The sequence below is a fragment of the Streptomyces sp. NPDC040589 genome, from assembly GCF_055594445.1.
The window spans coordinates 280,256-301,486 of sequence record NZ_JBVIWP010000001.1; the positions used below are offsets into that span (position 1 = coordinate 280,256).

23 protein-coding genes and 1 pseudogene are annotated in these 21,231 nt (G+C 70.4%); 6 read left to right on the forward strand and 18 right to left on the reverse strand.

All coding sequences use genetic code 11. The features are described 5' to 3' along the window. From ACZ58V_RS01190 to ACZ58V_RS01205, 4 genes are all read right to left on the reverse strand, one after another. Entirely contained in the window at positions 1 to 1,005 is a 1,005-nt protein-coding gene (locus ACZ58V_RS01190; protein ID WP_468194835.1) for a methionine synthase, read from the reverse strand. A 76-nt stretch (positions 1,006 to 1,081) separates the two neighbouring features. Beyond that, entirely contained in the window at positions 1,082 to 1,780 is a 699-nt protein-coding gene (locus ACZ58V_RS01195; protein ID WP_468194833.1) for an SDR family oxidoreductase, read from the reverse strand. Between the two features lie 26 nt (positions 1,781 to 1,806). Next, a complete protein-coding gene (locus tag ACZ58V_RS01200) occupies positions 1,807 to 2,346 on the reverse strand; it encodes an LOG family protein (protein ID WP_468194830.1) in 540 nt (179 codons plus the stop codon). Next, positions 2,343 to 3,146 carry a class I SAM-dependent methyltransferase gene (locus ACZ58V_RS01205; protein WP_468194827.1) on the reverse strand — a complete coding sequence of 268 codons (804 nt, stop codon included), beginning with the start codon at positions 3,144 to 3,146 and terminating at the stop codon, positions 2,343 to 2,345. Before ACZ58V_RS01205 ends, ACZ58V_RS01200 begins: the two co-directional genes overlap by 4 nt. Before the next feature lie 80 nt (positions 3,147 to 3,226). Between ACZ58V_RS01205 and ACZ58V_RS01210 the strand changes: the two genes are divergently transcribed. Together ACZ58V_RS01210 and ACZ58V_RS01215 are read left to right on the forward strand one after the other, a co-directional pair. Next, the gene (locus ACZ58V_RS01210; RefSeq protein WP_468194824.1) at positions 3,227 to 3,550 is read left to right on the forward strand and encodes a DUF427 domain-containing protein; all 324 of its coding nucleotides are present in this window, start codon (positions 3,227 to 3,229) and stop codon (positions 3,548 to 3,550) included. Positions 3,551 to 3,611: 61 nt separating this feature from the next. After that, the gene (locus ACZ58V_RS01215) at positions 3,612 to 4,394 is read left to right on the forward strand and encodes an alpha/beta fold hydrolase (RefSeq protein ID WP_471287791.1); all 783 of its coding nucleotides are present in this window, start codon (positions 3,612 to 3,614) and stop codon (positions 4,392 to 4,394) included. Between the two features lie 11 nt (positions 4,395 to 4,405). Here ACZ58V_RS01215 and mnmA read toward each other — a convergent pair whose 3' ends face one another. Then, positions 4,406 to 5,536, reverse strand: a complete 1,131-nt coding sequence (mnmA, locus tag ACZ58V_RS01220) for a tRNA 2-thiouridine(34) synthase MnmA (protein ID WP_471287792.1) — start codon at positions 5,534 to 5,536, stop codon at positions 4,406 to 4,408. A gap of 60 nt (positions 5,537 to 5,596) precedes the next feature. On the opposite strand from mnmA, the gene ACZ58V_RS01225 reads away from it, so the two are divergent. Continuing rightward, positions 5,597 to 6,262: an N-acetylmuramoyl-L-alanine amidase gene (locus ACZ58V_RS01225; protein WP_468194815.1), complete on the forward strand. Its 666-nt coding sequence runs from the start codon at positions 5,597 to 5,599 to the stop codon at positions 6,260 to 6,262. A 13-nt stretch (positions 6,263 to 6,275) separates the two neighbouring features. Here the strand turns inward: ACZ58V_RS01225 and ACZ58V_RS01230 are convergent, their stop codons facing one another. Next, the gene (locus tag ACZ58V_RS01230) at positions 6,276 to 6,758 is read right to left on the reverse strand and encodes a hypothetical protein (RefSeq protein ID WP_471287795.1); all 483 of its coding nucleotides are present in this window, start codon (positions 6,756 to 6,758) and stop codon (positions 6,276 to 6,278) included. A gap of 395 nt (positions 6,759 to 7,153) precedes the next feature. Here ACZ58V_RS01230 and ACZ58V_RS01235 point away from each other — a divergent pair, with 395 nt between their 5' ends. Next, positions 7,154 to 7,531 carry a helix-turn-helix transcriptional regulator gene (locus ACZ58V_RS01235; protein ID WP_471287797.1) on the forward strand — a complete coding sequence of 126 codons (378 nt, stop codon included), beginning with the start codon at positions 7,154 to 7,156 and terminating at the stop codon, positions 7,529 to 7,531. A gap of 6 nt (positions 7,532 to 7,537) precedes the next feature. Here the strand turns inward: ACZ58V_RS01235 and ACZ58V_RS01240 are convergent, their stop codons facing one another. The 3 genes from ACZ58V_RS01240 to ACZ58V_RS01250 all read right to left on the reverse strand — a co-directional run bounded on the left by ACZ58V_RS01240 (position 7,538) and on the right by ACZ58V_RS01250 (position 9,346). After that, positions 7,538 to 8,707: a cysteine desulfurase family protein gene (locus ACZ58V_RS01240; protein ID WP_189727800.1), complete on the reverse strand. Its 1,170-nt coding sequence runs from the start codon at positions 8,705 to 8,707 to the stop codon at positions 7,538 to 7,540. Positions 8,708 to 8,847: 140 nt separating this feature from the next. After that, positions 8,848 to 9,114, reverse strand: a complete 267-nt coding sequence (locus ACZ58V_RS01245; protein WP_189727798.1) for a DUF4190 domain-containing protein — start codon at positions 9,112 to 9,114, stop codon at positions 8,848 to 8,850. A gap of 64 nt (positions 9,115 to 9,178) precedes the next feature. After that, the gene (locus ACZ58V_RS01250) at positions 9,179 to 9,346 is read right to left on the reverse strand and encodes a hypothetical protein (protein WP_184598666.1); all 168 of its coding nucleotides are present in this window, start codon (positions 9,344 to 9,346) and stop codon (positions 9,179 to 9,181) included. A 115-nt stretch (positions 9,347 to 9,461) separates the two neighbouring features. On the opposite strand from ACZ58V_RS01250, the gene ACZ58V_RS01255 reads away from it, so the two are divergent. Next, a complete protein-coding gene (locus tag ACZ58V_RS01255; RefSeq protein WP_468194805.1) occupies positions 9,462 to 10,100 on the forward strand; it encodes a TetR family transcriptional regulator in 639 nt (212 codons plus the stop codon). Between the two features lie 643 nt (positions 10,101 to 10,743). Here the strand turns inward: ACZ58V_RS01255 and ACZ58V_RS01260 are convergent. Beyond that, positions 10,744 to 11,604 carry a thioesterase family protein gene (locus ACZ58V_RS01260; protein WP_468194803.1) on the reverse strand — a complete coding sequence of 287 codons (861 nt, stop codon included), beginning with the start codon at positions 11,602 to 11,604 and terminating at the stop codon, positions 10,744 to 10,746. 114 nt (positions 11,605 to 11,718) lie between these two features. Here ACZ58V_RS01260 and ACZ58V_RS01265 point away from each other — a divergent pair. Further along, a pseudogene (locus ACZ58V_RS01265) lies at positions 11,719 to 12,054 on the forward strand (esterase); the annotation flags it as partial. Here the strand turns inward: ACZ58V_RS01265 and ACZ58V_RS01270 are convergent. From ACZ58V_RS01270 to ACZ58V_RS01305, 8 genes are all read right to left on the reverse strand, one after another. Then, positions 11,945 to 12,619 carry a trimeric intracellular cation channel family protein gene (locus ACZ58V_RS01270; RefSeq protein WP_189727788.1) on the reverse strand — a complete coding sequence of 225 codons (675 nt, stop codon included), beginning with the start codon at positions 12,617 to 12,619 and terminating at the stop codon, positions 11,945 to 11,947. The pseudogene ACZ58V_RS01265 and the gene ACZ58V_RS01270 overlap by 110 nt on opposite strands. 62 nt (positions 12,620 to 12,681) lie before the next feature. Further along, positions 12,682 to 13,830, reverse strand: a complete 1,149-nt coding sequence (locus tag ACZ58V_RS01275; protein ID WP_468194799.1) for an ABC transporter ATP-binding protein — start codon at positions 13,828 to 13,830, stop codon at positions 12,682 to 12,684. A gap of 14 nt (positions 13,831 to 13,844) precedes the next feature. Beyond that, entirely contained in the window at positions 13,845 to 14,927 is a 1,083-nt protein-coding gene (locus ACZ58V_RS01280) for an ABC transporter ATP-binding protein (protein WP_468194797.1), read from the reverse strand. Continuing rightward, complete coding sequence (locus tag ACZ58V_RS01285) at positions 14,924 to 15,934, reverse strand: ABC transporter permease (RefSeq protein WP_468194794.1); 1,011 nt, start codon at positions 15,932 to 15,934, stop codon at positions 14,924 to 14,926. The genes ACZ58V_RS01280 and ACZ58V_RS01285 overlap by 4 nt, the downstream gene beginning before the upstream one ends. Positions 15,935 to 16,025: 91 nt before the next feature. Then, positions 16,026 to 17,792, reverse strand: coding sequence for an ABC transporter substrate-binding protein (locus ACZ58V_RS01290; protein WP_471287802.1), 1,767 nt, complete (start codon positions 17,790 to 17,792; stop codon positions 16,026 to 16,028). An 8-nt stretch (positions 17,793 to 17,800) separates the two neighbouring features. Continuing rightward, positions 17,801 to 18,799, reverse strand: a complete 999-nt coding sequence (locus ACZ58V_RS01295; protein ID WP_382838533.1) for an ABC transporter permease — start codon at positions 18,797 to 18,799, stop codon at positions 17,801 to 17,803. Positions 18,800 to 19,128: 329 nt separating this feature from the next. Next, the gene (locus tag ACZ58V_RS01300) at positions 19,129 to 19,929 is read right to left on the reverse strand and encodes an enhanced serine sensitivity protein SseB C-terminal domain-containing protein (RefSeq protein WP_468194789.1); all 801 of its coding nucleotides are present in this window, start codon (positions 19,927 to 19,929) and stop codon (positions 19,129 to 19,131) included. Between the two features lie 162 nt (positions 19,930 to 20,091). After that, positions 20,092 to 20,880, reverse strand: a complete 789-nt coding sequence (locus tag ACZ58V_RS01305; protein WP_468194787.1) for an enhanced serine sensitivity protein SseB — start codon at positions 20,878 to 20,880, stop codon at positions 20,092 to 20,094. Positions 20,881 to 21,231: the final 351 nt, after the last annotated feature.

Sequence of the window (21,231 nt, forward strand, 5' to 3'; positions counted from 1 at the left end):
TTACTCTGGGTTGTCCGCGAGAGATCTCGCCGCCCGGACGCAGTGGGCGAGAGCCGTGCGCGCGTACCCCGGGGAGGCCCCCGCGAGTCCGCACGCCGGGGTGACGGTGACCGCCTCCGCGAGAAGCCCCGGTGACAGCCCCAGCCTGCGCCACAGCGTCCTGACACCCATGACGCTACCGGCAGGGTCTGACAATGGGCCGTCCGTGCCCGGGACGACACCGGCGAAGAGCCGGGTCCCGGCCTCCACCGCCTCGCCGATCGTGTCGTCGTCACGCTCGGTGAGCAGGGAGAAGTCGAAGGACACGGCCGCCGCGCCCGCCCGGCGGAGCAGGGCGAACGGGACGTCCGGTGCGCAGGAGTGGACGACGACCGGGCCGTCGTGCACCCCCATGGCGTCGCGGAGCGTGGCCTCGACGATCTGCCGGTCGACGGCCCGGTGGGTGCGGTAGCCGCTGGCGGACTTCACCTGGCCGCGCAGGACTGCGGTGAGGGACGGCTCGTCGAATTGCAGGACGAGCTGCGCCCCGGGGATGCGCCGCCGGACCTCGGCCAGGTGCAGCCGGAGTCCCTCGCCGAGGGAGGCGGCGAGGTCGCGGCAGGCTCCGGGGTCGGAGAGGGCGGCCTCGCCGTTGCGCAGCTCCAGGTTGGCGGCGAGGGTCCAGGGCCCGACGGCCTGGACCTTCAGCGGCCCCTCGTACTCCTGTGTGAACTCCTCCAGCGCGTCGAGGTCCTCGCCGAGCCAGGAGCGGGCCCGTTTGGTGTCCCGCCCCGGCCGGTCGCCGAGCCGCCAGCCGCTGGGCTCCACGCGCGCGTACAGCTCGACGAGCAGTCCGGCGGTCCGCCCGATCATGTCCGCTCCCGGTCCCCGGGCGGGCAGTTCGGGCAGGAAGGGGAAGTCCTCGAAGGTTCCGGTGGCGGTCTTGGCGGCTTCTCGGGCGTCGCCACCGGGCAGGGAGCCCACACCGGTGGCTGCGCCGAAGCTGAACGGGGTGTTGTTGCTCACCCCCGAAGCCTACGTAAGCCGGGGCAGCCCCGTCCCCGGGGGCTGATGGACACGCACCGGCGCCGACCGCGACAGGTCAGTTCCCCGGTCGCACCGTCAGGTCGTTGACCTCGGCGTCCCTCGGCAGGTCCAGGGCCGTCAGGATCGTCGTGGCCACGGACTCCGGGTCGATCCACTTGGCGGCGTCGTACTCCTTGCCCTCCTGCTGGTGGACCTTGGCCTGCATGGGGCTGGCCGTGCGGCCCGGGTAGACCGAGGTGACGCGGACGCCGCCCGCGTGCTCCTCGTGGCGCAGGGAGTCGGCAAGGGCCTTCAGGCCGTGCTTGGAGGCGGCGTACGCGGACCAGCCGGCGTGGGCGTTGAGGCCGGCGCCGGAGTTGACGAAGACCACGTGGCCCCGGGCGGCGCGCAGCTGGGGCAGGAAGTGCCGGGTCAGCTCGGCGGGGGCGACGAGGTTGACGTTGAGCTGGTGCCGCCAGGTCTTCGGGGTGAGGTCGCCGACCGGGCCGAGGTCGACGACCCCGGCGATGTGCAGCAGCGAGTCCACGCGGTCGGGCAGCGACTGGTGGGAGAAGGCCCAGGAGAGCTTGTCGGGGTCGGCCAGGTCGCCGACGAGGGTCTTCGCCCCCGGGAACTCGGCCGCCAGCTCCTTCGCACGGCCCGCGTCGCGCGCGTGCAGCACGAGGTCGTCCCCGCGCGCGTGCAGACGGCGGGCCACGGCCGCGCCGATGCCGGAGCCCGCTCCGGTGATCACATGAGTAGCCATGTCCGCCATGCTCGCATCAGCGCCAGGCCCCCAGGTCACTCGATGCCGCGGCTCTCCTCCAGGTACGCCAGGGCTCCCACCGGCTCCTCCGCGAAGAAGACCAGGTCGGTGAGCGGGCGGGGCAGGAAGCCCTCGGCCTCCATGCGGCGGAACTGCTCCTTCAGGCCGTCGTAGAAGCCCGCGGTGTTGAGCAGGACGACGGGCTTGTCCGTGTGGCCGTGCTTCTTCAGCTCCAGGATCTCGGTCGCCTCGTCGAGCGTGCCCGTGCCGCCGACCATGACGACCACGGCGTCGGCCTTCTCCAGGAGGAGCCTCTTGCGCTCGGCGAGGTCCTTGGCGACGACCATCTCGTCGACGCCCGGGCGGGCCTTCGCCGAGAGGAATTTCACGGAGACGCCGGTGAGCCGGCCGCCCGCCTCCTGCACCCCGTCGGCGACCACCTTCATGAGGCCGACGTCCGAGCCGCCCCACACCAGGGTGTGACCGCCCTTGCCCAGCAGGGTCGCGAATTCGCGCGCCGGGCGGGTGTAGCGCTCGTCGAGGTCGGCGGCGGAGAGGAAGACACAGATGTTCATGAGCCCACCGTACGGGCACGGTCGGGCGCCGCGGTGACCCGCATTTTGGACTGCCGGTGCGGGAGTTCCTCCCAGTCGTCCATGAACCGGGCCTCCAGGCCGTGCTTCGCGGCGAGTTCGGTCAGCGTCCGGGTCCGGTAGTAGAAGTCCTCGTGGAGCACCTGGTGCTCCACGCCCTCGGTGCGGTCGAACGTGAAGTCGAAGAAGCCGCCGGGTGCGAGGATCCGGCCGACGTGGGCGAAGCACTCCTCTATGACGTGCAACGGCGAGTGAGAGAAGACGCTGTGCGCGTGCACGACGTCGAAGTGCGCGTCGGGCAGGAAGGCGAAGGTGAGGTCGTCGGCGAGCGCCAGGTAGGGCAGTTTGGGCTGGAGGCCCTCGGACACGAGGGTGTCCTGGGCGGCGAGCAGGATGTGCGGCGAGATGTCGATGCCGTAGTAGTGGCCGGCGTCGAGGTGGTCGATGAACAGGCGTCCGGCACGCAGATTGCCGCAGCCGATCTCCAGCATCCGGTGCTCCGGCCGGAGGCCGTGCCCCACCAGGTAGTCGAACTGCATGCGCCCGATCCGCGTCCACGCCTCGCGGGAGGGGTTGTGCCCCACCGCCGCCTCCGCGCTGCGCGCCGCGTCGGAGGCCATGACGGCGCGGTAGTACGAGATGTGGTCGCGGTACCGCAGCCGCAGCCAGGCGTCCCGCACCGTGCGCCGGGCGTGCGCGGGCACGCGCCCCGGGTGGCGCAGGGCGTACCTGACCTGATGGGCGAGGGTGCTGCGGTTTCCGGCCGGTTCCGTTGCTCGCATGGGGGCCTCCTGCGGCGAGGGAAGAACTCCGCTACAGCGTGCGCTGTAACGAAGGACTCGGCTACCCAAGGAGGGCGATCGTGACCACAGGGCATCGCATCACCATCGAGCGGAGCGGACGGCACGTGCGCGTGGTGCGCGGCGAACAGGTCCTGGCGGAGAGCGACCGGGCGCTGGTCCTGCGGGAGACGGGCTGTCCCGAGCGGTACTACATCCCGGCCGAGGACGTACACCTGGATCTGCTCACACCGTCCGGCTCCCGGACGTACTGCCCGTTCAAGGGCACCGCCTCCTACTGGTCGCTGCCGGACGCGGCGGACCTCGTGTGGGCGTATCCGGATCCCAAGCCGGACGTCGCGGAGATCAAGGACCACCTGTGCTTCTACGAGGTGGAAGTGATGTGATCGGCTGACGCACGGCCCGCCTCACCGATGAAGACCCTGCCGTGCGGCAGTCTGCATGAGCATGGACAAGAAGATCCTTTCGCGCGACGGCACCCGCATCGCCTACGAGAGCACCGGACAGGGCCCCGCGGTCGTTCTGGTGAGCGGCGCGATGTCGACGGGCGGCACCCTGGCGCCGCTGGCCGTGTCGCTCTCGGAGCGTTTCCAGGCCGTGGTGTACGACCGCCGGGGCCGCGGTGCCAGCGGGGACACCGCGCCGTACGCCGTGGAGCGTGAGCTCGAGGACCTGGCGGCGGTGATCGAGGCGGTGGGCGGCGAGGCGTTCCTGTACGGCATCTCCTCGGGCGGGGCGCTGGCCTTGGAGGCGGCGGCGAGCGGACTGCCGGTGCGGCGCGTCGCGGTGTACGAGACGCCGTTCGCGATGTCCGAGGAGGGCGCCAAGGAGCGCGCGGAGTACACCGGGCGGCTGACGGAGGCGCTCGCCGAGGGACGGCGCGGGGACGCGGTCGAGCTGTTCCTGCGGCTGGCCGGCCTGGCCGAGGGGATGATCCAGGGAGCCCGCCAGTCCCCCATGTGGGCCGGCATGGAGGCGATCGCCGCGAGCCTCGCCTACGACGACGCCGTCATGCGCGACGGCCGGGTGCCCCGCGACCGGCTGGCCGCGGTCGGCGTCCCCGTGCTGGCGGTCGCGGGCGACGCGAGCCCCGCCTGGCTGCGTGAGGCGGCCCGGGCGATCGCGGACTCGGTCCCCACGGGCACGTACCGCACGCTCCAGGGCCAGACGCACATGGTCGAGCCGAACGTGCTGGCGCCGGTGCTGACGGACTTCTTCCTGCAGGGCTGACGGGCCCGGCGTCAGGCCACGCCCGCCGTCGCCCGGGTCGTCGAGGCGATCGTCGCCGAGCCCACCACGCGCGTGCCGTCGTACAGCACGATCGCCTGGCCGGGGGCGACGCCGCGGACCGGCTCGGTGAAGGTGACCTCCAGGGAGCCGTCGACGAGTTCGGCGGTGACCTCGGTCTCGCCGCCGTGGGCGCGGAGCTGGGCCGTGTAGGTGCCCGGGCCCGCGGGGGCGGCACCGCACCAGCGCGGCTTGATCGCGGTCAGGGCGCTGACGTCCAGCGCGGCGGCCGGGCCGACCGTGACGGTGTTGTCCACCGGGGAGATGTCGAGGACGTAGCGCGGCTTGCCGTCGGGGGCCGGGGTGCCGATGCGCAGGCCCTTGCGCTGGCCGATGGTGAAGCCGTACGCGCCCTCGTGCGTGCCGATCCGTGTGCCGGACTCGTCGACGATGTCGCCCTCGGACCTGCCGAGCCGGTCCGCCAGGAAGCCCTGGGTGTCGCCGTCGGCGATGAAGCAGATGTCGTGGGAGTCGGGCTTCTTGGCCACCGCCAGGTCCCGGCGCTCGGCCTCCGCGCGGATCTCGTCCTTCGTGGTGACCGTGTCGCCGAGCGGGAAGAGGGCGTGGGCGAGCTGCCGGTCGTCCAGCACGCCCAGGACGTACGACTGGTCCTTGGCCATGTCGGAGGCGCGGTGCAGCTCACGGGTGCCGTCGGCGAGCGTGACGACCTTGGCGTAGTGGCCGGTGCACACCGCGTCGAAGCCCAGCGCGAGGGCCTTGTCGAGGAGGGCGGCGAACTTGATCTTCTCGTTGCAGCGCAGGCAGGGGTTGGGGGTGCGGCCGGCCTCGTACTCGGCGACGAAGTCCTCGACCACGTCCTCGCGGAAGCGGTCGGCGAGGTCCCACACGTAGAAGGGGATCCCGATGACGTCCGCGGCGCGGCGGGCGTCGCGCGAGTCCTCGATGGTGCAGCAGCCGCGCGCGCCCGTCCGGAAGGATTGGGGGTTGGCGGAGAGCGCGAGGTGGACGCCGGTCACGTCGTGGCCCGCCTCGGCCGCGCGGGCGGCGGCGACGGCGGAGTCGACTCCGCCGGACATGGCGGCCAGGACGCGGAGGGGACGGGAGCGCTGCGGGGTTTCAGTCATAGCCCCTCCAGGGTAAGGGGGCGCGGGAACCAGGGCTCACGAGTATCCGTTGACGATCACATGGGACAGCGGAAGGCTTCGAAGGACGGCGACCGGAAGGTCGGGCGTCGCGCGCTGCTGATCGGCGGGGCGGCGGCAGCGGCGGGCACGGCCGTGCTGGCCAGGGACGAGCTCGCGCGCCTGTGGTGGCGGACTCCCGGCGTCGAGAAGCCGCGCAAGGCGGGCGAGGTCGACTACGCGGGTGCTCGCTGGGTGGCGGCGTCGGAGGCGAACTGGCGCCGGGCGGACCGCCCCGACGACTTCGGCATAGACACGGTGATCGTCCATGTCACCCAAGGCAGCTTCGACAGCGCGGTGAAGGCCTTCCAGGACCCGGGGCACAAGGCGGCCACCCACTACATCGTCCGCCAGGACGGGCACGTCACGCAGATGATCCGCGAGCTGGACGTGGCCTACCACGCGGGCAACCGCGACTACAACGAACGCAGTGTCGGCATCGAGCACGAGGGCTTCGTGGACCGCCCGCAGGACCTCACGGACAAGATGTACGAAGCCTCGGCCCGCCTCACGGCCCGCATCTGCGCGCGCTACGACATACCCGTCGACCGCGAGCACATCATCGGCCATGTGGAGGTCCCGGGCACGGACCACACGGACCCGGGGCCGCACTGGGACTGGGACAAGTACATGCGGCTGGTGCGGGAGGCTCGTACGGGGCGGGCTTGACGGGCGAGCGGCGTCAGCGGCTGTGCATCCGTTCGAGCCGCTCCGTGGCGGCGACGACGGCGGCCTGGAGTTCCCGCGCCACAGCCCCCTGCCTGCGCGAGCGCTCGTACAGGGCGCTGGCGCTCAAACCGGCCGGGAGGCGGTCGCCGACCTCGGGTAACTCGATGGCCCGGTACTCGCCGGCGAGTCGGATGACGTCGCCGAGAACCTTGCCCAGCCTCTTCCGCCTGAGTACCGCGGCTTCAAAATCATCGACCTTCTCCCGGACGAACTCCAGGTCCTTGGCGGTCGTGGGCCTGGTGTCCAGCTGACGGAGCCGGGTGAAGAGTGCGGTCAGCGCCGCCAGCGGGCCGGCGAGGTCCTGACGGCGCTGCTTGAGCTTGCGCAGGACGAGCTTGACCGCCAGAGCGAGAAGCCCGAGGCCCGCCGTGACAGCGGCCGTGAGGTACACGGGCGTGGCAGCGGCAGCGGCTTCGGTCAGCGCGTGCGAAGGCATGGCGTGTTCCGTTCCCAAAGGCAGGCGATTCCCGCATACGGGGAGCGTGCGCGACCTGTGAGGAACGTGCGCGCAACGCTCACGTTAACGCTGTGCGCCCCGAGAGCTCGTCGGCAGAAGGCGACAATGTGCGACCCGGAAAACTATCCCTGTTGCACATAACCATCCGGCGGGAGCGCAGGAGCCGGTGAGGGGGCGCAGATCGGACTCGACGCGCAGAAGCACAGGTCAGCGACGTTCATGGCCCCTCATTCGAGACCCCGTCCCCGAGAAGCGGGGATGAGCGTTCCGCGCGCGCTTCACGTGCGGAGCACATGCGTTTCATTTGAGCGTTTCGCCAAGCGTTCCAGAGTGCGCTTCGATACGCTCCAGGAACGAAACAGGAGGTGACCGGCGTGTCCAAGGATCAGGGGAACGCGTTGTTCGACGCGGTCGACGCCCTGCTGGCAGAGGCTTCGCCGTCGGACGGGCTGCCCGAGCCCGCCGAGCGCAAGCGTCTGCGTGAGGCCGGCAGTCTCAGTCAGGAGCGCGTGGCCGACGCGCTGGGGGTCCGCAGGGAGGCCGTGAGCGCGTGGGAAGCGGGCCGCTCAGATCCCCGTCCGCCTCAACGGGCCGCGTACATCCGGCTGTTGAAAGGCCTCGCGGCCAAGTTTCCGCCGCCGCAGAGCATCGCGCCCCAGCAGTCCGTGCTCCGCGCCATCACGGCTCCGGCCCCCACCGCCCCCTCGGCGCCGGGGAGCGCGCACAAGCCGCCGCGGACCGCGTCCGACTGACCCGCCCTACGTCAGCCCCGCCGCCCGCGCCCGTTCCACCGCCGGGCCGATGGCCTTCGCGAGGGCCTTGATGTCGGACTCGGTGGAGGTGTGGCCGAGGGAGAAGCGGAGGGTGCCGCGGGCGAGGTCGGGGTCGGTGCCGGTGGCGAGGAGGACGTGGCTGGGCTGGGCGACGCCGGCGGTGCAGGCGGAGCCGGTGGAGCATTCGATGCCCTGGGCGTCGAGCAGGAGGAGGAGGGAGTCGCCCTCGCAGCCGGGGAAGGTGAAGTGCGCGTTGGCGGGGAGGCGGCCCTCCGGCGCGGGGTCGCCGCCGAGGATGGCGTCCGGCACGGCCGAGCGGACCGCGGTGACCAGGGCGTCGCGCAGGGCGCCGACCTCGCGGGCGAACCACTCGCGCTGCTCGGCGGCCAGCCGCCCGGCGACTGCGAAGGAGGCGATGGCGGGCACGTCGAGGGTGCCGGAGCGCACATGGCGTTCCTGGCCGCCGCCGTGCAGGACCGGTACGGGAGCGTGCTCGCGGCCGAGGATCAGCGCGCCGATGCCGTAGGGACCGCCGATCTTGTGGCCGGACACCGTCATCGCGGCGAGGCCGGAGGAGGCGAAGTCCACGGGGATCTGACCGAAGGCCTGGACGGCGTCCGAGTGCAGGGGGACACCGAACTCTGCGGCCACGTCGGCGAGTTCGCGGATCGGCAGAATCGTCCCGATCTCGTTGTTCGCCCACATGACGGTGGCGAGGGCCACATCGTCGGGGTCGCGGGCGATCGCCTCGCGCAGGGCGTCCGGGTGGACGCGGCCGTGGGCGTCGACCGGCAGGTACTCGATGGTGGCGCCCTCGTGTTCGCCGAGCCAGTGGACGGCGTCGAGGACGGCATGGTGCTCGACGGGGCTGGCGAGGACGCGGGTGCGGGCCGGGTCGGCGTCGCGGCGTGACCAGTACAGGCCCTTGACGGCGAGGTTGTCGGCCTCCGTGCCGCCCGAGGTGAAGACGACCTCGCTGGGGCGGGCGCCGAGGGCTTCGGCGAGGGTCTCGCGGGCCTCCTCGACGGTACGGCGGGCCTGCCTGCCGGATGCGTGGAGGGAGGAGGCGTTGCCGGTGGCACCCAGGTGCGCGGTGAGCGCCTCTGCCGCCTCCGGAAGCATCGGGGTGGTCGCGGCGTGGTCGAGGTAAGCCATGGTGAGCCCGATTCTACGGCTCTGCCTCCACGGCCCTCAGGGCAAGGTTGGCCGAACGTGAACCGCTTTCCCGCGCGGCTGCTGCCCGTCGTCCACGGGCCCGGCCGCGCCGTGCCGGCGCACGGCCGTCCGACGGCGGCTCAGAAGCTCCAGGAGATCGTGCTGTCGAACTCCATGAACGCCGCCAGGACCAGCAGGTCGGCGATGCCCAGGCCAAGACCCAGGTAGGCGCGGCCGGGGCGCTCGGTGCCGCGCCACAGGGCGACGCTCGCCAGCACGATGGCGATCGGGCCGAGGAAGAGGTTGAGGACGAGCAGGCCGAGCAGGCCGAGGATGAAGGACGCGACGGCCATGCCGTCGGTGTCGCGGATACCGGTGCGGCGTGTGGCCGGAGCGGTGAGCTGCATGATGATCGACTCCCTGTCGGGTCGGCGGGACGGTGGTCGGCGGGGCGGTGTCGCGGGACGGCGGTCAGTGGGCCTGCGTGTGGCGCCGTCGGCTGTGGCGCTCGCGGATCGCGAAGATGCCGAGCCAGGCGGCGATGACCACGCCGGCGGCGACGGAGAAGGTGAGCGGCGCGTGGGCCACGGTGCCCAGCACGACTCCCAGCAGCAGGAGTGCGGCAACGATGAACAGCATGGGAAAAGCCCCCAGGGTTTCGGTGAACGGTTGTAGTTACAGTTGTTCACTGACTTCCCAGTCTAGCGTCTCTCATGACTTTCCAATTCCAGAGAACAGTTGTTAACTGCATGGTATGAGTCACACTCTCGGCATCCGGCAGGCCCAGAAACAGAAGACCCGGCAGGCACTCCTGGACGCGGCCCTGGGACTGCTGGAGGAGCAGAGCCTGAGCAGCCTGGGGCTGCGCGAGGTCACACGCGCCGTCGGTGTCGCCCCTACGGCCTTCTACCGGCACTTCCGCTCCACGGCGGACCTGGGCGTGGCCCTGGTCGAGGAGGCGCTGGGAAGCCTGCACCCGATGATCCGGACGACGGTGTCCGCGACCGGCGACCACGAGGAGCGCATCACGCGCGCCATCGAGCTGATCGCCCGTCACGTCGACGGGTACCCCGCGCATGTCCGGTTCATCGCCCGTGAACGGCATGGCGGAGTACAGCCGGTACGGGAGGCGATACGGGAGCAACTGGCCCGTTTCGCCCAGGAGGTCAAGGACGAGCTGGCCAAGGACCCGGTCTCCGAGGGCTGGACCGAGGACGACCTGCTGATGCTCGCGCACCTCTACGTCGACCAGATGCTGATCACGGCGTCGCTCTTCCTGGAGGCGCTGGAGGGCCCGGAGAAGGAGCGTGCGCAGCGGACTCGGCACGTCGCGCAGGTGGCGACCCGCCAGATGCGGCTGATCGGCCTCGGCCGCCACCACTGGCTGGACTGACACCCCGCGCACAACGCGCCGGGGCGGCACGCCCGTTCGCCGAGCACGCCGCCCCTGTCGCATTCCGGAGGGTCCCGGTCGGCCCCTCCGCCCCCCCCTGTGCCGCCTCTGCTCCTACTGCTCCTTCTGCGCCTGCGGAGTCTGCTGCCCCTGTCCACCCGAGGCCTGGCCACCGCCGCCCGGAGCACCGCAGCCGCCGCCCTGGCCACCGCCGGGACCGCCCTGCCCACCGCCCTGAGCACCGCCCCGAGCACCGCCCGGCGCGCCACTGGGCGCACCCGAAGGCGCCCCGGACGGCGCACCCGACGGCTTGGCGCCTCCGGAAGCAGCGCCCGACGGCGCCCTGGAGGGAGCCCCCGAGGGCGCACCAGACGGTGCGCCCGAAGGCGCCCCCGACGGCGCCTGGCAGGCCTGCCGCTGTCCGGAGCCGCCGCTGCTCGAGGACGACGAGGAGTCACCCGAGCCGCAGGCCACCAGGGCCAAGGGCGACAGGGCCAGCAGGGCCACGGCAGGGAGGAGACGAGCACGCTTCATGAGAGACAGCTCCAGGGAAGGTGAGGAAGTCCTGAGGCGAGCACTCAACCAACGCCGCTCAGGACTCTCCTCGGGACGCCCTGTGATCTGCCTGTCAGTGAGGCAGAGTTCAGCCGAGCCTGACCCGGGCGAGCTGCCGGGACTGGGCGACCAGGCGGTCGGTGCTGTCCCAGACCTCGGCGTCCTCCTCCAGGAAGCCGCCGGCGAGGTTGCGCGTGGTGATCGAGACGCGCAGGGGGCCCGGTGCCGGGCGGCAGCGGACGTGCACGGTCAGCTCGACGGTCGGGACCCAGCCCTTCAGGCCCAGTTCGAAGGCGGTGGGCGGCAGGGCGTCCACCGCGAGCAGCAGGGAGAGCGGGTCGTGGTCGCGGCCGTCCGCGAGGCCGAACCAGGCGCGCATCTCGCCCTTGCCGGACGGCTGTCCGAGGGCCCAGCCCAGCGTCGACGGGTCCAGCTTGAGCATCAGGCGGTCGGCGATGGCCGAGCTGCCGGAGACGGGGGCCGGCCCGTCCTCGGGGCCGAAGCAGTGCTCCATCGGCGGGATCGCGGGCGGCTCGGCCGTCGTACGGACGTCGTCGGGCAGGGCGTCGAGGTCGCCGTAGGAGGCGAGGACGCGGATGCGTTCGACCTCGCGGCCCTCGTCGTCGTACTGGAAGAGGGAGGCCTGGCCGGTCGACAGGGTGCGGCCGGTGCGGACGACGTCCGTGCGGACGACCGCCGGGCCGGGCTGGGACGCGGTCAGGTAGTGCGCCGAGACGGTGAACGGGTCGGCATGCGGCAGGGCGTCCGCGAGCGCGCGGCCCAGGACGGCCAGCAGGTAGCCGCCGTTGACGGCGCTGATGATCGTCCAGCCGGCGGAGAGGTCGATGTCGTAGACGCCGGGCGCGCGGGGGGTGAGCGCGGTGTCGCGGTCGAACTCGCTGTCGCCGATCGTGGCCCGGACATCCGGGGCGGTGGCTGCTTCTGGCATGGCTGAACAGTACAAGAACTAACTACTAAGCGGTAGCTTTGCCAGCTCGCCCAGCACCCCCGACTTGGTGAGACACGGGCAATTTCTCGGTAAGTGTCCGACTCATCCGGACCGCTGCTGCGCGAGGCGCCCGCCCCGCCGCGGACCGCGCTCTACCTCTCCGGCCAGCCGCACGACGGCTACGAGGATGCCGTGGCGCTGGAACAGGCCGCGAAGGCCCCGACGACCGTGCACGTGGTGTTCGTGCCGAGGAGCGCGGGCGGTCACACCATGGCGCTGTGGCGGTCGCAGGTCGTCCCGGCGTTCCGCTGGCTGACGGAGATGACCGGCCGCCACCCCGTCACGGCAGGAGGGGCTGCTCCTCCTCGCTCACCGTCGACCGCCGGTGCCACGCCCGCGGAGCTCGCCAGTGGTATCGCATCGCGAGCAGGCGCAGCACGAAGCCGGTGATCACCGCGAGCGCGCTGGTCAGCGGCGACAGGACGTCGTAGCGGATGAACAGCACGACCATCGTGGCGCCGACGATCGCCGGGACCGCGTAGAGGTCGCGGTCCCAGCGCAGCAGCGAGGGCACCTCGTTGGCGAGCACGTCCCGCAGCACGCCCCCGCCCACCGCGGTGGCCAGGCCCAGACAGGCGGAGGCGGTCAGGCCGAGCCCGTACTCGTACGCCTTCGTCGTCCCGGCGACGCAGAACAGGCCGAGGCCGGCCGCGTCGAAGACGTTCACGGCGACCTGGATGCGTTCCACATGAGGGTGCAGGAAGAAGACCAGGAGGGTGGCGAGCAGCGGGGTGAGGAAGTACCCCAGGTCCGTGAAGGCGGCGGGCGGTACGGCCCCGATGACCAGGTCACGGAAGAGACCACCGCCCAGCGCGGTGACCTCGGCGAGGACGGCGATGCCGAACACGTCGAAGTTCTTCCGGACGGCCAGCAGGGCGCCGGAGATCGCGAAGACGAAGATGCCGATCAGCTCGAGCGAGTGCTGGACGGACGGGGTGAAGAGTTGCTGGAGCACCCGAACATTTTTACCCATGGCCGAGCCCCCGCCCCCGACTGCGGGGCGGGGGCTCCGATGGGCTACTTCTCCACGGACTCCCCGGAGGCGCCCTTCGCCACGGACGAGCCGACGGCCGGGCCGTTCGCCGCGTCCTTCGCCGAGGTCAGCAGCTCGGTGTCCTGCGGCTGCTGGTCCTCGAAGTTCTCCGGGTGGTGGCAGGCGACGCGCTGCCCGGCCCGCAGCTCCACCAGCGGCGGCTCGGTCGTCTTGCACATCTGCGTCGCCTTCCAGCACCGGGTGTGGAAGCGGCAGCCGCTCGGCGGGGAGATCGGCGAGGGCACGTCGCCCTTCAGCAGGATGCGCTCGCTCTTGGCGCCCCGGCGCTTCGGGTCCGGTACCGGCACGGCCGACAGCAGGGCCTTGGAATACGGGTGCATCGGCGACTTGTAGAGCTGGTCGCGCTCGGCCAGCTCGACGATCTTGCCGAGGTACATCACCGCGATCCGGTCCGAGACGTGCCGGACGACCGACAGGTCGTGCGCGATGATGACGTACGTCAGGCCCAGTTCCTCCTGGAGGTCGTCCAGCAGGTTCACCACCTGCGCCTGGATCGACACGTCCAGCGCGGAGACCGGCTCGTCCGCCACGACCAGCTTGGGGTTGAGCGCGAGCGCGCGGGCGATGCCGATGCGCTGGCGCTGGCCGCCGGAGAACTCGTGCGGATAGCGGTTGTAGTGCTCGGGGTTGAGGCCGACCACCGACAGCAGCCGCTGGACCTCCTTCTTCACGCCGCCCTCGGGCTCGACGCCCTGCAGCCTGAAGGGGGCGCCGACGATCGTGCCGATCGTGTGCCGGGGGTTCAGCGAGGAGTACGGGTCCTGGAAGATCATCTGCACGTCACGGCGCATCGGGCGCAGATCGCTCGTGCCGAGGTGCGTGATGTCCTTGCCCTCGAACTCGACCCTGCCACCGGTCGGTTCGAGCAGCCGGGTGATCAGCCGGCCCATGGTGGACTTGCCGCAGCCCGACTCGCCCACGACACCGAGCGTCTCGCCCTTGCGGACCTCGAAGTCGATGCCGTCGACGGCGCGCACCGCGCCGGTCTGCCGCTGGAGCAGGCCCTTGCGGATCGGGAAGTGCTTCTGCAGGCCGGTCACCTTCAGCAGGATCTCGCCGTCGGCGGCGGAGTCCTTGGTGAGGGTGGCCCCGCTGGTGTCCGGTGTGCTCACCGGTTTCTCGTCGCTCACAGCTTCGGCGCAATCTCTTCGGTCCAGATACGCTCCCGCTGCTCCTGGGTCATGTGGCAGGCGGCCCAGTGCCCGCCACCGACCTCGGTCAGCTCGGGGCGGACCGTGCGGGTGACGTTGTCCTTCGGGATGTCCGCGTACGGGCAGCGCGGGTTGAAGGCGCAGCCGGACGGGAGGTTGATGAGGGAGGGCGGCGCGCCCTTGATCGGGATGAGCCGGTCGGTCTCCTCCCGGTCCATACGCGGCATCGAGCCGAGCAGACCCCAGGTGTAGGGGTGCCGGGGCTCGGAGAACACGTCCTCGGCGGGACCACGCTCCACGCACCGGCCGCCGTACATGACCAGCAGGTCGTCGGCCATCTCGGCGACCACGCCCAGGTCGTGGGTGATCATGATGACCGCGGAGCCGAACTCCTTCTGCAGATCATGGATCAGATCGAGGATCTGCGCCTGCACAGTGACGTCCAGGGCGGTGGTCGGCTCGTCGGCGATGAGCAGCTCGGGGTTGTTCACCAGCGCCATGGCGATCATCGCGCGCTGGCGCATACCGCCGGAGAACTCGTGCGGATAGCCGTCCACGCGCTTGGCGGGCTCGGGGATGCCGACCCGGTCGAGCATCTCGATCGCCCGCTGCTTGGCGACCTTCTTGCTGACGTCGTGGTGGACCCGGTACGCCTCGACGATCTGCTGCCCGACCGAGAAGTAGGGGTGCATCGCCGACAGCGGGTCCTGGAAGATCATGGCCATCTTCCGGCCGCGCAGCCGCCGTACCTCGTCGGGGTCGGCCGCGATCAGCTCCTGGCCGTCCAGCCACACCTCGCCGGAGACCTTGGCACGCGCCGAGCGGTGCAGGCCCATCACGCCGAGAGAGGTGACGGACTTGCCGGAGCCGGACTCGCCCACGATGCCCAGGGTCTTGCCCTTGCGCACGTCGAAGCTGACGCCGTCCACCGACCTGACGAGACCGTCGTCCGTGTCGAAGTGGATGCGCAGATCCCGTACGGACAGGAACACGTCGTCCGCGGTGGACGGGGCGACGGGGTCCGGTTCGCCGAGCGCGGCTTTGTCGAGCTTGCTCACGAGTACCTCACCCGGGGGTCGATGGCGGCGTTCACCAGGTCGACGATCAGATTGCAGAAGACGATGAAGAACGCGGCGACCATGGTGACGCCCATGATGATGGGCAAGTCGTTCTGCTGGATGGACTGGATGGCGTAGGCCCCGATGCCCTGCAGCGAGAAGACCGTCTCGGTGAGCACCGCGCTGCCGACCAGGAGACCGAAGTCCATACCGAAGATCGTGACGATCGGGGTCAGCGCGGAGCGCAGGCCGTGCTTCGCCACGACCGTGGTCTCCTTCAGACCCTTGGCCCTGGCCGTTCTGATGTAGTCCTCGCTCATCGTCTCCAGCATGCCCGCCCGGGTGAGCCGGGCGTACAGAGCGGAGAAGAGGAAGGCGAGGCTGACCCAGGGCAGGATCAGGTGCCAGGCCCATTCCGCGGGGTTCTCGGTGAACGGGACGTAGTCGACGCTGTCCCAGATGGGGATCTCGTAGACGAAGAGCGCCAGCAGGATCTGGCCGGTGAAGAAGATCGGGAGCGAGACGCCGGAGAGGGCGATGAACATGGCGATGCGGTCGATGGGCTTGCCCTTGCGCAGCGCGGAGATCACACCCGTCGTCACACCGAAGACCACCCAGATCACCGCGGCACCGACGGCCAGCGAGAAGGAGACGGGGATCCGTTCCTGAAGCTGGGGCCACACCTCGACGTGGTTCTTGAAGGAGTACCCGAAGCAGGGTGCGCTGCAGTGCGTCGCGTCGGGACCGAACTTGTAGTCGGCGCCGATCACGATGCCCTTGATGAAGTCCCAGTACTGGACGTAGACCGGCTGGTCCAGGCCGAGGTTCTGCTTGATCGCGGCGACGGACTCGGGGTTCGCGTCCTTGCCGACGTACTGGGTGGCCAACTGGTCGGCCGTCTGGCCCCCGATGCGGGGAACCAGGAAGAAGATGGCGAAAGTGACTGCGCTGACCACCAGCAGCAACAGCACCGCGCCCATGACGCGTCGGAGGATGTACGCAGCCACAGCTGTACGGCCCCGGGTGGCCGCGGCGGGATCGTCCGCCGCGGCCACCCGGTGCCTTCACCTGCCTTTCGAAAGGATCCGGCCTGCTGGCTTACTTCGAGGAGCTCATCAGCAGGTAGTCGTACATGCCGAGGTAGGCCTGCGTCACCGTGACGTTGGCCGCGGACGTCGGCCTGAGCAGCAGGTTCTTGCGGTAGATGACAGGAACGACAGAGGCGTTGTCGAGCACCATCTTGTCGATGTCGCCCCAGGCCTTGGTGCGGGCCGCGTCGTCGGTGTTGGCGATCGCGTCCGTCAGGGCCTTGTTGATCTTCGGGTCGTCCAGCTCCATCAGGTTGTTGCCGCCCGAGGGCTTGATGGCCGCACCGTTGATGATCTGGTCGAGGAAGCCGTAGCCGGTCGGCCAGTCGGCGCCCCACGCCATCGAGAGCATGCCGAGCTTGTTGTCGTGGACGTAGCTCGGGACACCGGCGAAGTTGGAGAAGTACTTGCCGGAGGGGAACTGCTTGATCTCGACGTTGATGCCGATCTTCTTCAGCGACGCCTGGACGGCCGTGGCCTGCGCGACCTCGGCGGGCCGGTCGGAACGGGCCGTCAGGATCGTGTCGAAGCCGTTCGGCTTGCCGCACGCCTTCAGCGCTGCCTTGGCCTTGGCCACGTCACCCTTGTGACCCTCGGTCGCGTAGGTGTCGAACTTGGTGTAGCCGTTGACCGACGGCGGCAGCAGCGTGGTCGCCACGTCGCCCTTCGGCGAACCGCCCATGGCGTCGAGCACCGACTGCTTGTCGAGGCCCCACTGCACGGCCTTGCGGCAGTCGGCGTTGTCGAACGGCTTCACGTTCACGTTCAGCGCGATGTACTGCGTCGCACCGGCGTACGAGCTGTCCGTCTGGTTGGCGTACTTGCCGCGCAGCACCTTCGGCTGGGTCTGCGGCTGCACACCCGTGCCGGCCGCGTCAGCCGTGATCTTGTCGGAGAGCAGGTCGTTGTCGACCGTGACCGGGTTGACCTTGAACTTGATCGTGACCTTGTCCGGCAGAGCCTTGCGGACCGGGTCCGTCTTCGCGTCCCACTGCGGGTTGCGCACGAGGGTGGCGCCGCGGCCCTCCTCGTAGGACTGGAACTGGTACGGGCCCGTGGACTGGATGGCCTGCACGTACTTCGCACCGGTGTCCTTCGACTGCGGCACCGGGGCCGTCTGCGAGAACGTCGCCAGGTAGTCGAAGTCGGCGAACGGCTGCTTCAGCTTGAAGACGATCGTCTGGTCGTCCGGCGTCTCGATGGACTTGATGCCCTCGGCGGACTTGTCCTTGTACGGGCCCTTGTACTTGTCGCCGCCGTCCAGGTACGCCTTGAAGTACGTCGGGCCGTTGGACAGCGCCTCGGGCGCGAAGTTGGAACGCTCGATGGCGTACTTCACGTCCTTGGACGTCACCGGGGTGCCGTCCTGGAACTTCACACCCGTACGCAGCTTGTACGTCCAGGTCTTGGCGTCCGTGCTGGACTTGCCGAGGCCCTCGGCGAGGTCCGGCACGACCTCCAGGCCTTCCTTGCCCGCCGCCGGTTTGAACGTGGTGAGCGTTCTGCCGTAGAGGCGGGAGAAGTTCTGCACCCAGCCGTAGTACGTGTTGCCCGGGTCGAGGGAGTCCGGCACGTCCGAGTGCTCGTACGAGACCGTCCCGCCCTTCTTGCTCGACGCGTTGACGATCGAGTTCAGCGCGGCGTCCTTCTTGCCGCTGCCTCCCCCGTCGTTGTCGTCACCTCCGCCGCCGCACGCGGCAGCACCCAGCGACAGTGCCAGGACCGACGCAACGCCGGCGGTCACCCTTCTCGTCTTCACCTGAGGAAGCCCCCTCATTCGATGGATCACTTGCTGCGAGGGTCGAGGGCGTCACGCAGCCCGTCACCCAGCAGGTTGAAGGCCAGGACGGTGATGAAGATCGCCAGTCCGGGCACGAACATGTACTGCGGATCAGCCGTGTAGAGATCCACAGCGTTGCTGAGCATGCCGCCCCAGGAGGCCTGCGGCGGAGCGATGCCGACACCGAGGAAGCTCAGCGCGGCCTCGAAGAGGATGTTCGTCGGGATGATCAGCGTCGAATAGACGAGGATCGGCGCGACGAGGTTGGGGAGCAGTTCCCGGAACAGGACGTACGGACCGCGCGCTCCGAGGCTGGTTGCCGCCTCGATGAACTCCCGCTTGCGCAGGGTCATGGTCTGCGCCCGCACGATGCGGCCGATGTACGGCCAGCTGAAGAAGCCGATCACGAAGATCAGCACGCAGATGCGCAGGGACAGGCCGTCGAGACCGAAGAAGCCGTCCTGCACCGAGGCCGAGATCGAGATGGCGAACAGCAGCAGCGGGAACGCCAGGAAGGTGTCCATCATCCGGCTGATGACGCTGTCGATCCAGCCGCCGTAGTACCCGGCGACGACACCGAGCACGGTGCCGATGCACACGGACAGCAGCGTGGCGCCGCCCGCGACCAGCAGGGAGACCCAGGAGCCGTCGATGATGCGGGCGAGCATGTCCCGGCCGTACTGGGGGTCCACGCCGAGCGGGTGGTCCCAACTCATGCCTCCCCAGCCGCCCTTGGGTGCGAGCAGCGCGGGGTCGATGAGGTCCTGGTTGAACTTGTTGGGATCGAGGTTGAAGATCCACTGGATCGGCTTGGAGAACACCGCCATCAGCACGAGCAGGATGACGACGACGCCTCCCGCCATCGCCACCTTGTCCCGCTTGAAGCGCATCCAGGCGATCTGGGTGAGCGAGCGCCCCTCGATCTGGCTCTTCTTGACCCCGGCGAGCACGGCCTCGGGCTGTGCTCCGGCTTCCGCCCCGGTGGTCTCGATCGGTGCGGTCACGGTGCGATTGACCCCTCTCGACCCGGCGATCGCCGAGCCCCTGGCTGCCGCTGTAGCGGTTTTGTTTGTCTCGTACACGAGACCGACCCGGCCCGTGTCTTGCGGGGAGTCTTCAACGCTTTGGCGATCTGTTGCCAGACTTGGCGATGAAAGGATGCGTAAACGTGATGCTGTCTGCAGGGTTCCGTTATCCGGACAACGGGTAGCAGGGGTCGGACACGCTGCGACAGGGGCATATTAGGACATCGATGCCCTTTTCGTTCTTATCTACGCGCGGAGAGTCGAGCGGCTGTCGCGTTCCGGAACGGCTTCGCGGGACCTGCGGCGGGTCAGTACCTGCCCTGGGCAGGGGGGTATCCGTAGCCCGAGGCGGGGGCCTGGACCGGGGCGGTGGCGTGGGCCTCACGGTCGTAGAAGGGGCGGGCGCCGGAGCGCAGCCACATGGCGACCGGGTCGTGCTCGTCGGACATCGCGACGGTCGACACGGGCAGCCCGTCCGGTACGGCGCCGAGGGACTGCTGCATCATCGCGCGCACCGCGTCCACGGCCGGCGGCGAGGTGTCGTAGACGTCGAGTCCGATGGCGAGATACGGCGCCCCGAGCGCGGGTTGGACCCAGGCGCGGCGCAGCGAGCGGACGGCCGGGGTGCGGTGGGCGTTCTGCGCGAGCAGGGCGTAGAACTGCGGGATCTCGATGGCCGGTTCGGACAGCCGCAGGGGTCCGGCGGGCTGGCGGTCCAGGCCCGTGGCGATGCGGCGCAGGTCGAGCCAGGGGATGCCGACGCCGCCGCCGGGGGCGTGCGGGTTGAGCCAGAGGCCGTAGTGGTCGGGGTAGAGGGCACGGGCCACGTCGATGCCGTCGACGACCTCGTAACTGCGGTTCCAGCCGCTGGCCGAGAGCTCCTGCGCTGAGGTCACACAGGGGGCGTAGCCGTGGCCCCCGACCTCCATGTTTCCGTACTGGGCGTCGGGGGATCCGGCCTGGCCGTGCCACAGCAGCATCCAGATCTGGCCGCTGTGCGGGGTCGCGAGCGCGCGCAGGAGGGCCTCATAGGCGTCATAACGCCCGGGCGTGACCTGGCGCAGCATGTGCTCGACCTGTCCGGCCGCGGCCGTGCCGCTCGCGCTCACCTTTACCGCCCCTTCGTACAACGCCTCGACCGTGACCTAGCTTAAGCCCGCGCAGGTGCCCGGGGCTTGGTGCCGCCCTGCGGGTGCGGGCCGTATGTGGTTCTCGCGCTCACGCCGCGGAGCCGCATGGTGTCACGGCCCCGCGCCCCTGGGGTACCTGACCTACCGCTGGAAGAAGGGCCGGACCCTGTCGCGCATCCAGTTGCCGACCGGATCCTCCGCCACGTCCAGGAGCACCAGGTTGACCGGCCAGGGGGGCGGGGCGTCGGTGACGGCGCGGGTGAGGGCGTCCAGCGGGAGGGCGCGCAGGTCGCCTTCCCACTGGGAGAGTTCGACGCCGACGAACATCACCGGGTCGGCGGTCTCGATCGCGGCGAGGCAGCGGCGGGCGGTGACGACGACGCCGATCGCCTCGAACTCGGCGGAGGCGGCGGCGAGGAAGTCCACCGGGTCGTCCTGCCAGTCGGGCTCGAAGAGGCGGACCCGGCCGCCGCTCGCGGGGCCGTCCAGCGGGGTCCGGCCGGCCCGGCACAGCTCGGCCACGGCCGGCGGCGGGAGCGGGACGCCGACGACGCCGCCCGGGTTGATGGCCATCCCCGCGTGCGGGGGCAGACCGCGGGCGAACTCCACGGCCGGCGCGATGGTGTACGACATGTGCGAGCCGACGACCTGGCGGAACTGCTCCTCGGAGCTGAACACCGGCACGTACGCCTGGCCCTCGATCTCGATGCCGGGGAGGTCGAGGGGGCCGCTCTGCGGGCCGCCGCCGCTGGGCAGCGGGATCCACACGAAACTCCGGCCGAGCACCTCGACGATCCGCCCGCCGGCCGAGGGACCGGCGCCGAGGGAGGCCGAGAGCACCTCCTCCAGCTCGTTGCCGGGCCATCCGCCGTGCGGGTGGGTCTGCGTCTGCGCCGGGAAGTCCGCGGAGAAGTCCGCCGGGAAGTCCATCTGCCTACCGCCTGCCTGAAACCACTGCTGTGGCGCAAAGGCTAGCGGCTCGGGAACGACGGACGGCCACCCCGTGAACCACGGACCGCGGACAACCCCCCGGGCTGGGCGCCCCTGCCCCACGAACACGGCTCACGGGCCGCGTCCGGCCGGCCCGTGAACACCGGCTCACCGGTCGGGGACGGCCGGGCCTGTGAACACCCGCCCACCAGCACGGACAGGCCAAGCCCGGGAACACCGGATCACCGGCCGCAGACAGCCAAGCCCGGGAACACCCGCCCACCAGCCGCAGACAGCCAAGCCCGTGAACACCGGCCCACCAGCCGCAGACAGCCGGGCCCGTGAACACCC

Excerpts from the sequence above, each read along its gene's own strand:
- ACZ58V_RS01240 (WP_189727800.1), bottom strand. The coding sequence starts at position 8,707 with ATGGCTTACCTCGACCACGCCGCGACCACCCCGATGCTTCCGGAGGCG.
- ACZ58V_RS01230 (WP_471287795.1), bottom strand. The coding sequence starts at position 6,758 with ATGCCTTCGCACGCGCTGACCGAAGCCGCTGCCGCTGCCACGCCCGTG.
- ACZ58V_RS01250 (WP_184598666.1), bottom strand. The coding sequence starts at position 9,346 with ATGCTGTTCATCGTTGCCGCACTCCTGCTGCTGGGAGTCGTGCTGGGC.
- ACZ58V_RS01290 (WP_471287802.1), bottom strand. The coding sequence starts at position 17,792 with ATGAGGGGGCTTCCTCAGGTGAAGACGAGAAGGGTGACCGCCGGCGTT.
- ACZ58V_RS01195 (WP_468194833.1), bottom strand. The coding sequence starts at position 1,780 with ATGGCGGACATGGCTACTCATGTGATCACCGGAGCGGGCTCCGGCATC.
- ACZ58V_RS01260 (WP_468194803.1), bottom strand. The coding sequence starts at position 11,604 with ATGCCAGAAGCAGCCACCGCCCCGGATGTCCGGGCCACGATCGGCGAC.
- ACZ58V_RS01225 (WP_468194815.1), top strand. The coding sequence starts at position 5,597 with ATGGGACAGCGGAAGGCTTCGAAGGACGGCGACCGGAAGGTCGGGCGT.
- ACZ58V_RS01205 (WP_468194827.1), bottom strand. The coding sequence starts at position 3,146 with ATGCGAGCAACGGAACCGGCCGGAAACCGCAGCACCCTCGCCCATCAG.
- ACZ58V_RS01245 (WP_189727798.1), bottom strand. The coding sequence starts at position 9,114 with ATGCAGCTCACCGCTCCGGCCACACGCCGCACCGGTATCCGCGACACC.
- ACZ58V_RS01215 (WP_471287791.1), top strand. The coding sequence starts at position 3,612 with ATGGACAAGAAGATCCTTTCGCGCGACGGCACCCGCATCGCCTACGAG.
- ACZ58V_RS01305 (WP_468194787.1), bottom strand. The coding sequence starts at position 20,880 with ATGGACTTCCCGGCGGACTTCTCCGCGGACTTCCCGGCGCAGACGCAG.
- mnmA (WP_471287792.1), bottom strand. The coding sequence starts at position 5,536 with ATGACTGAAACCCCGCAGCGCTCCCGTCCCCTCCGCGTCCTGGCCGCC.
- ACZ58V_RS01200 (WP_468194830.1), bottom strand. The coding sequence starts at position 2,346 with ATGAACATCTGTGTCTTCCTCTCCGCCGCCGACCTCGACGAGCGCTAC.
- ACZ58V_RS01255 (WP_468194805.1), top strand. The coding sequence starts at position 9,462 with ATGAGTCACACTCTCGGCATCCGGCAGGCCCAGAAACAGAAGACCCGG.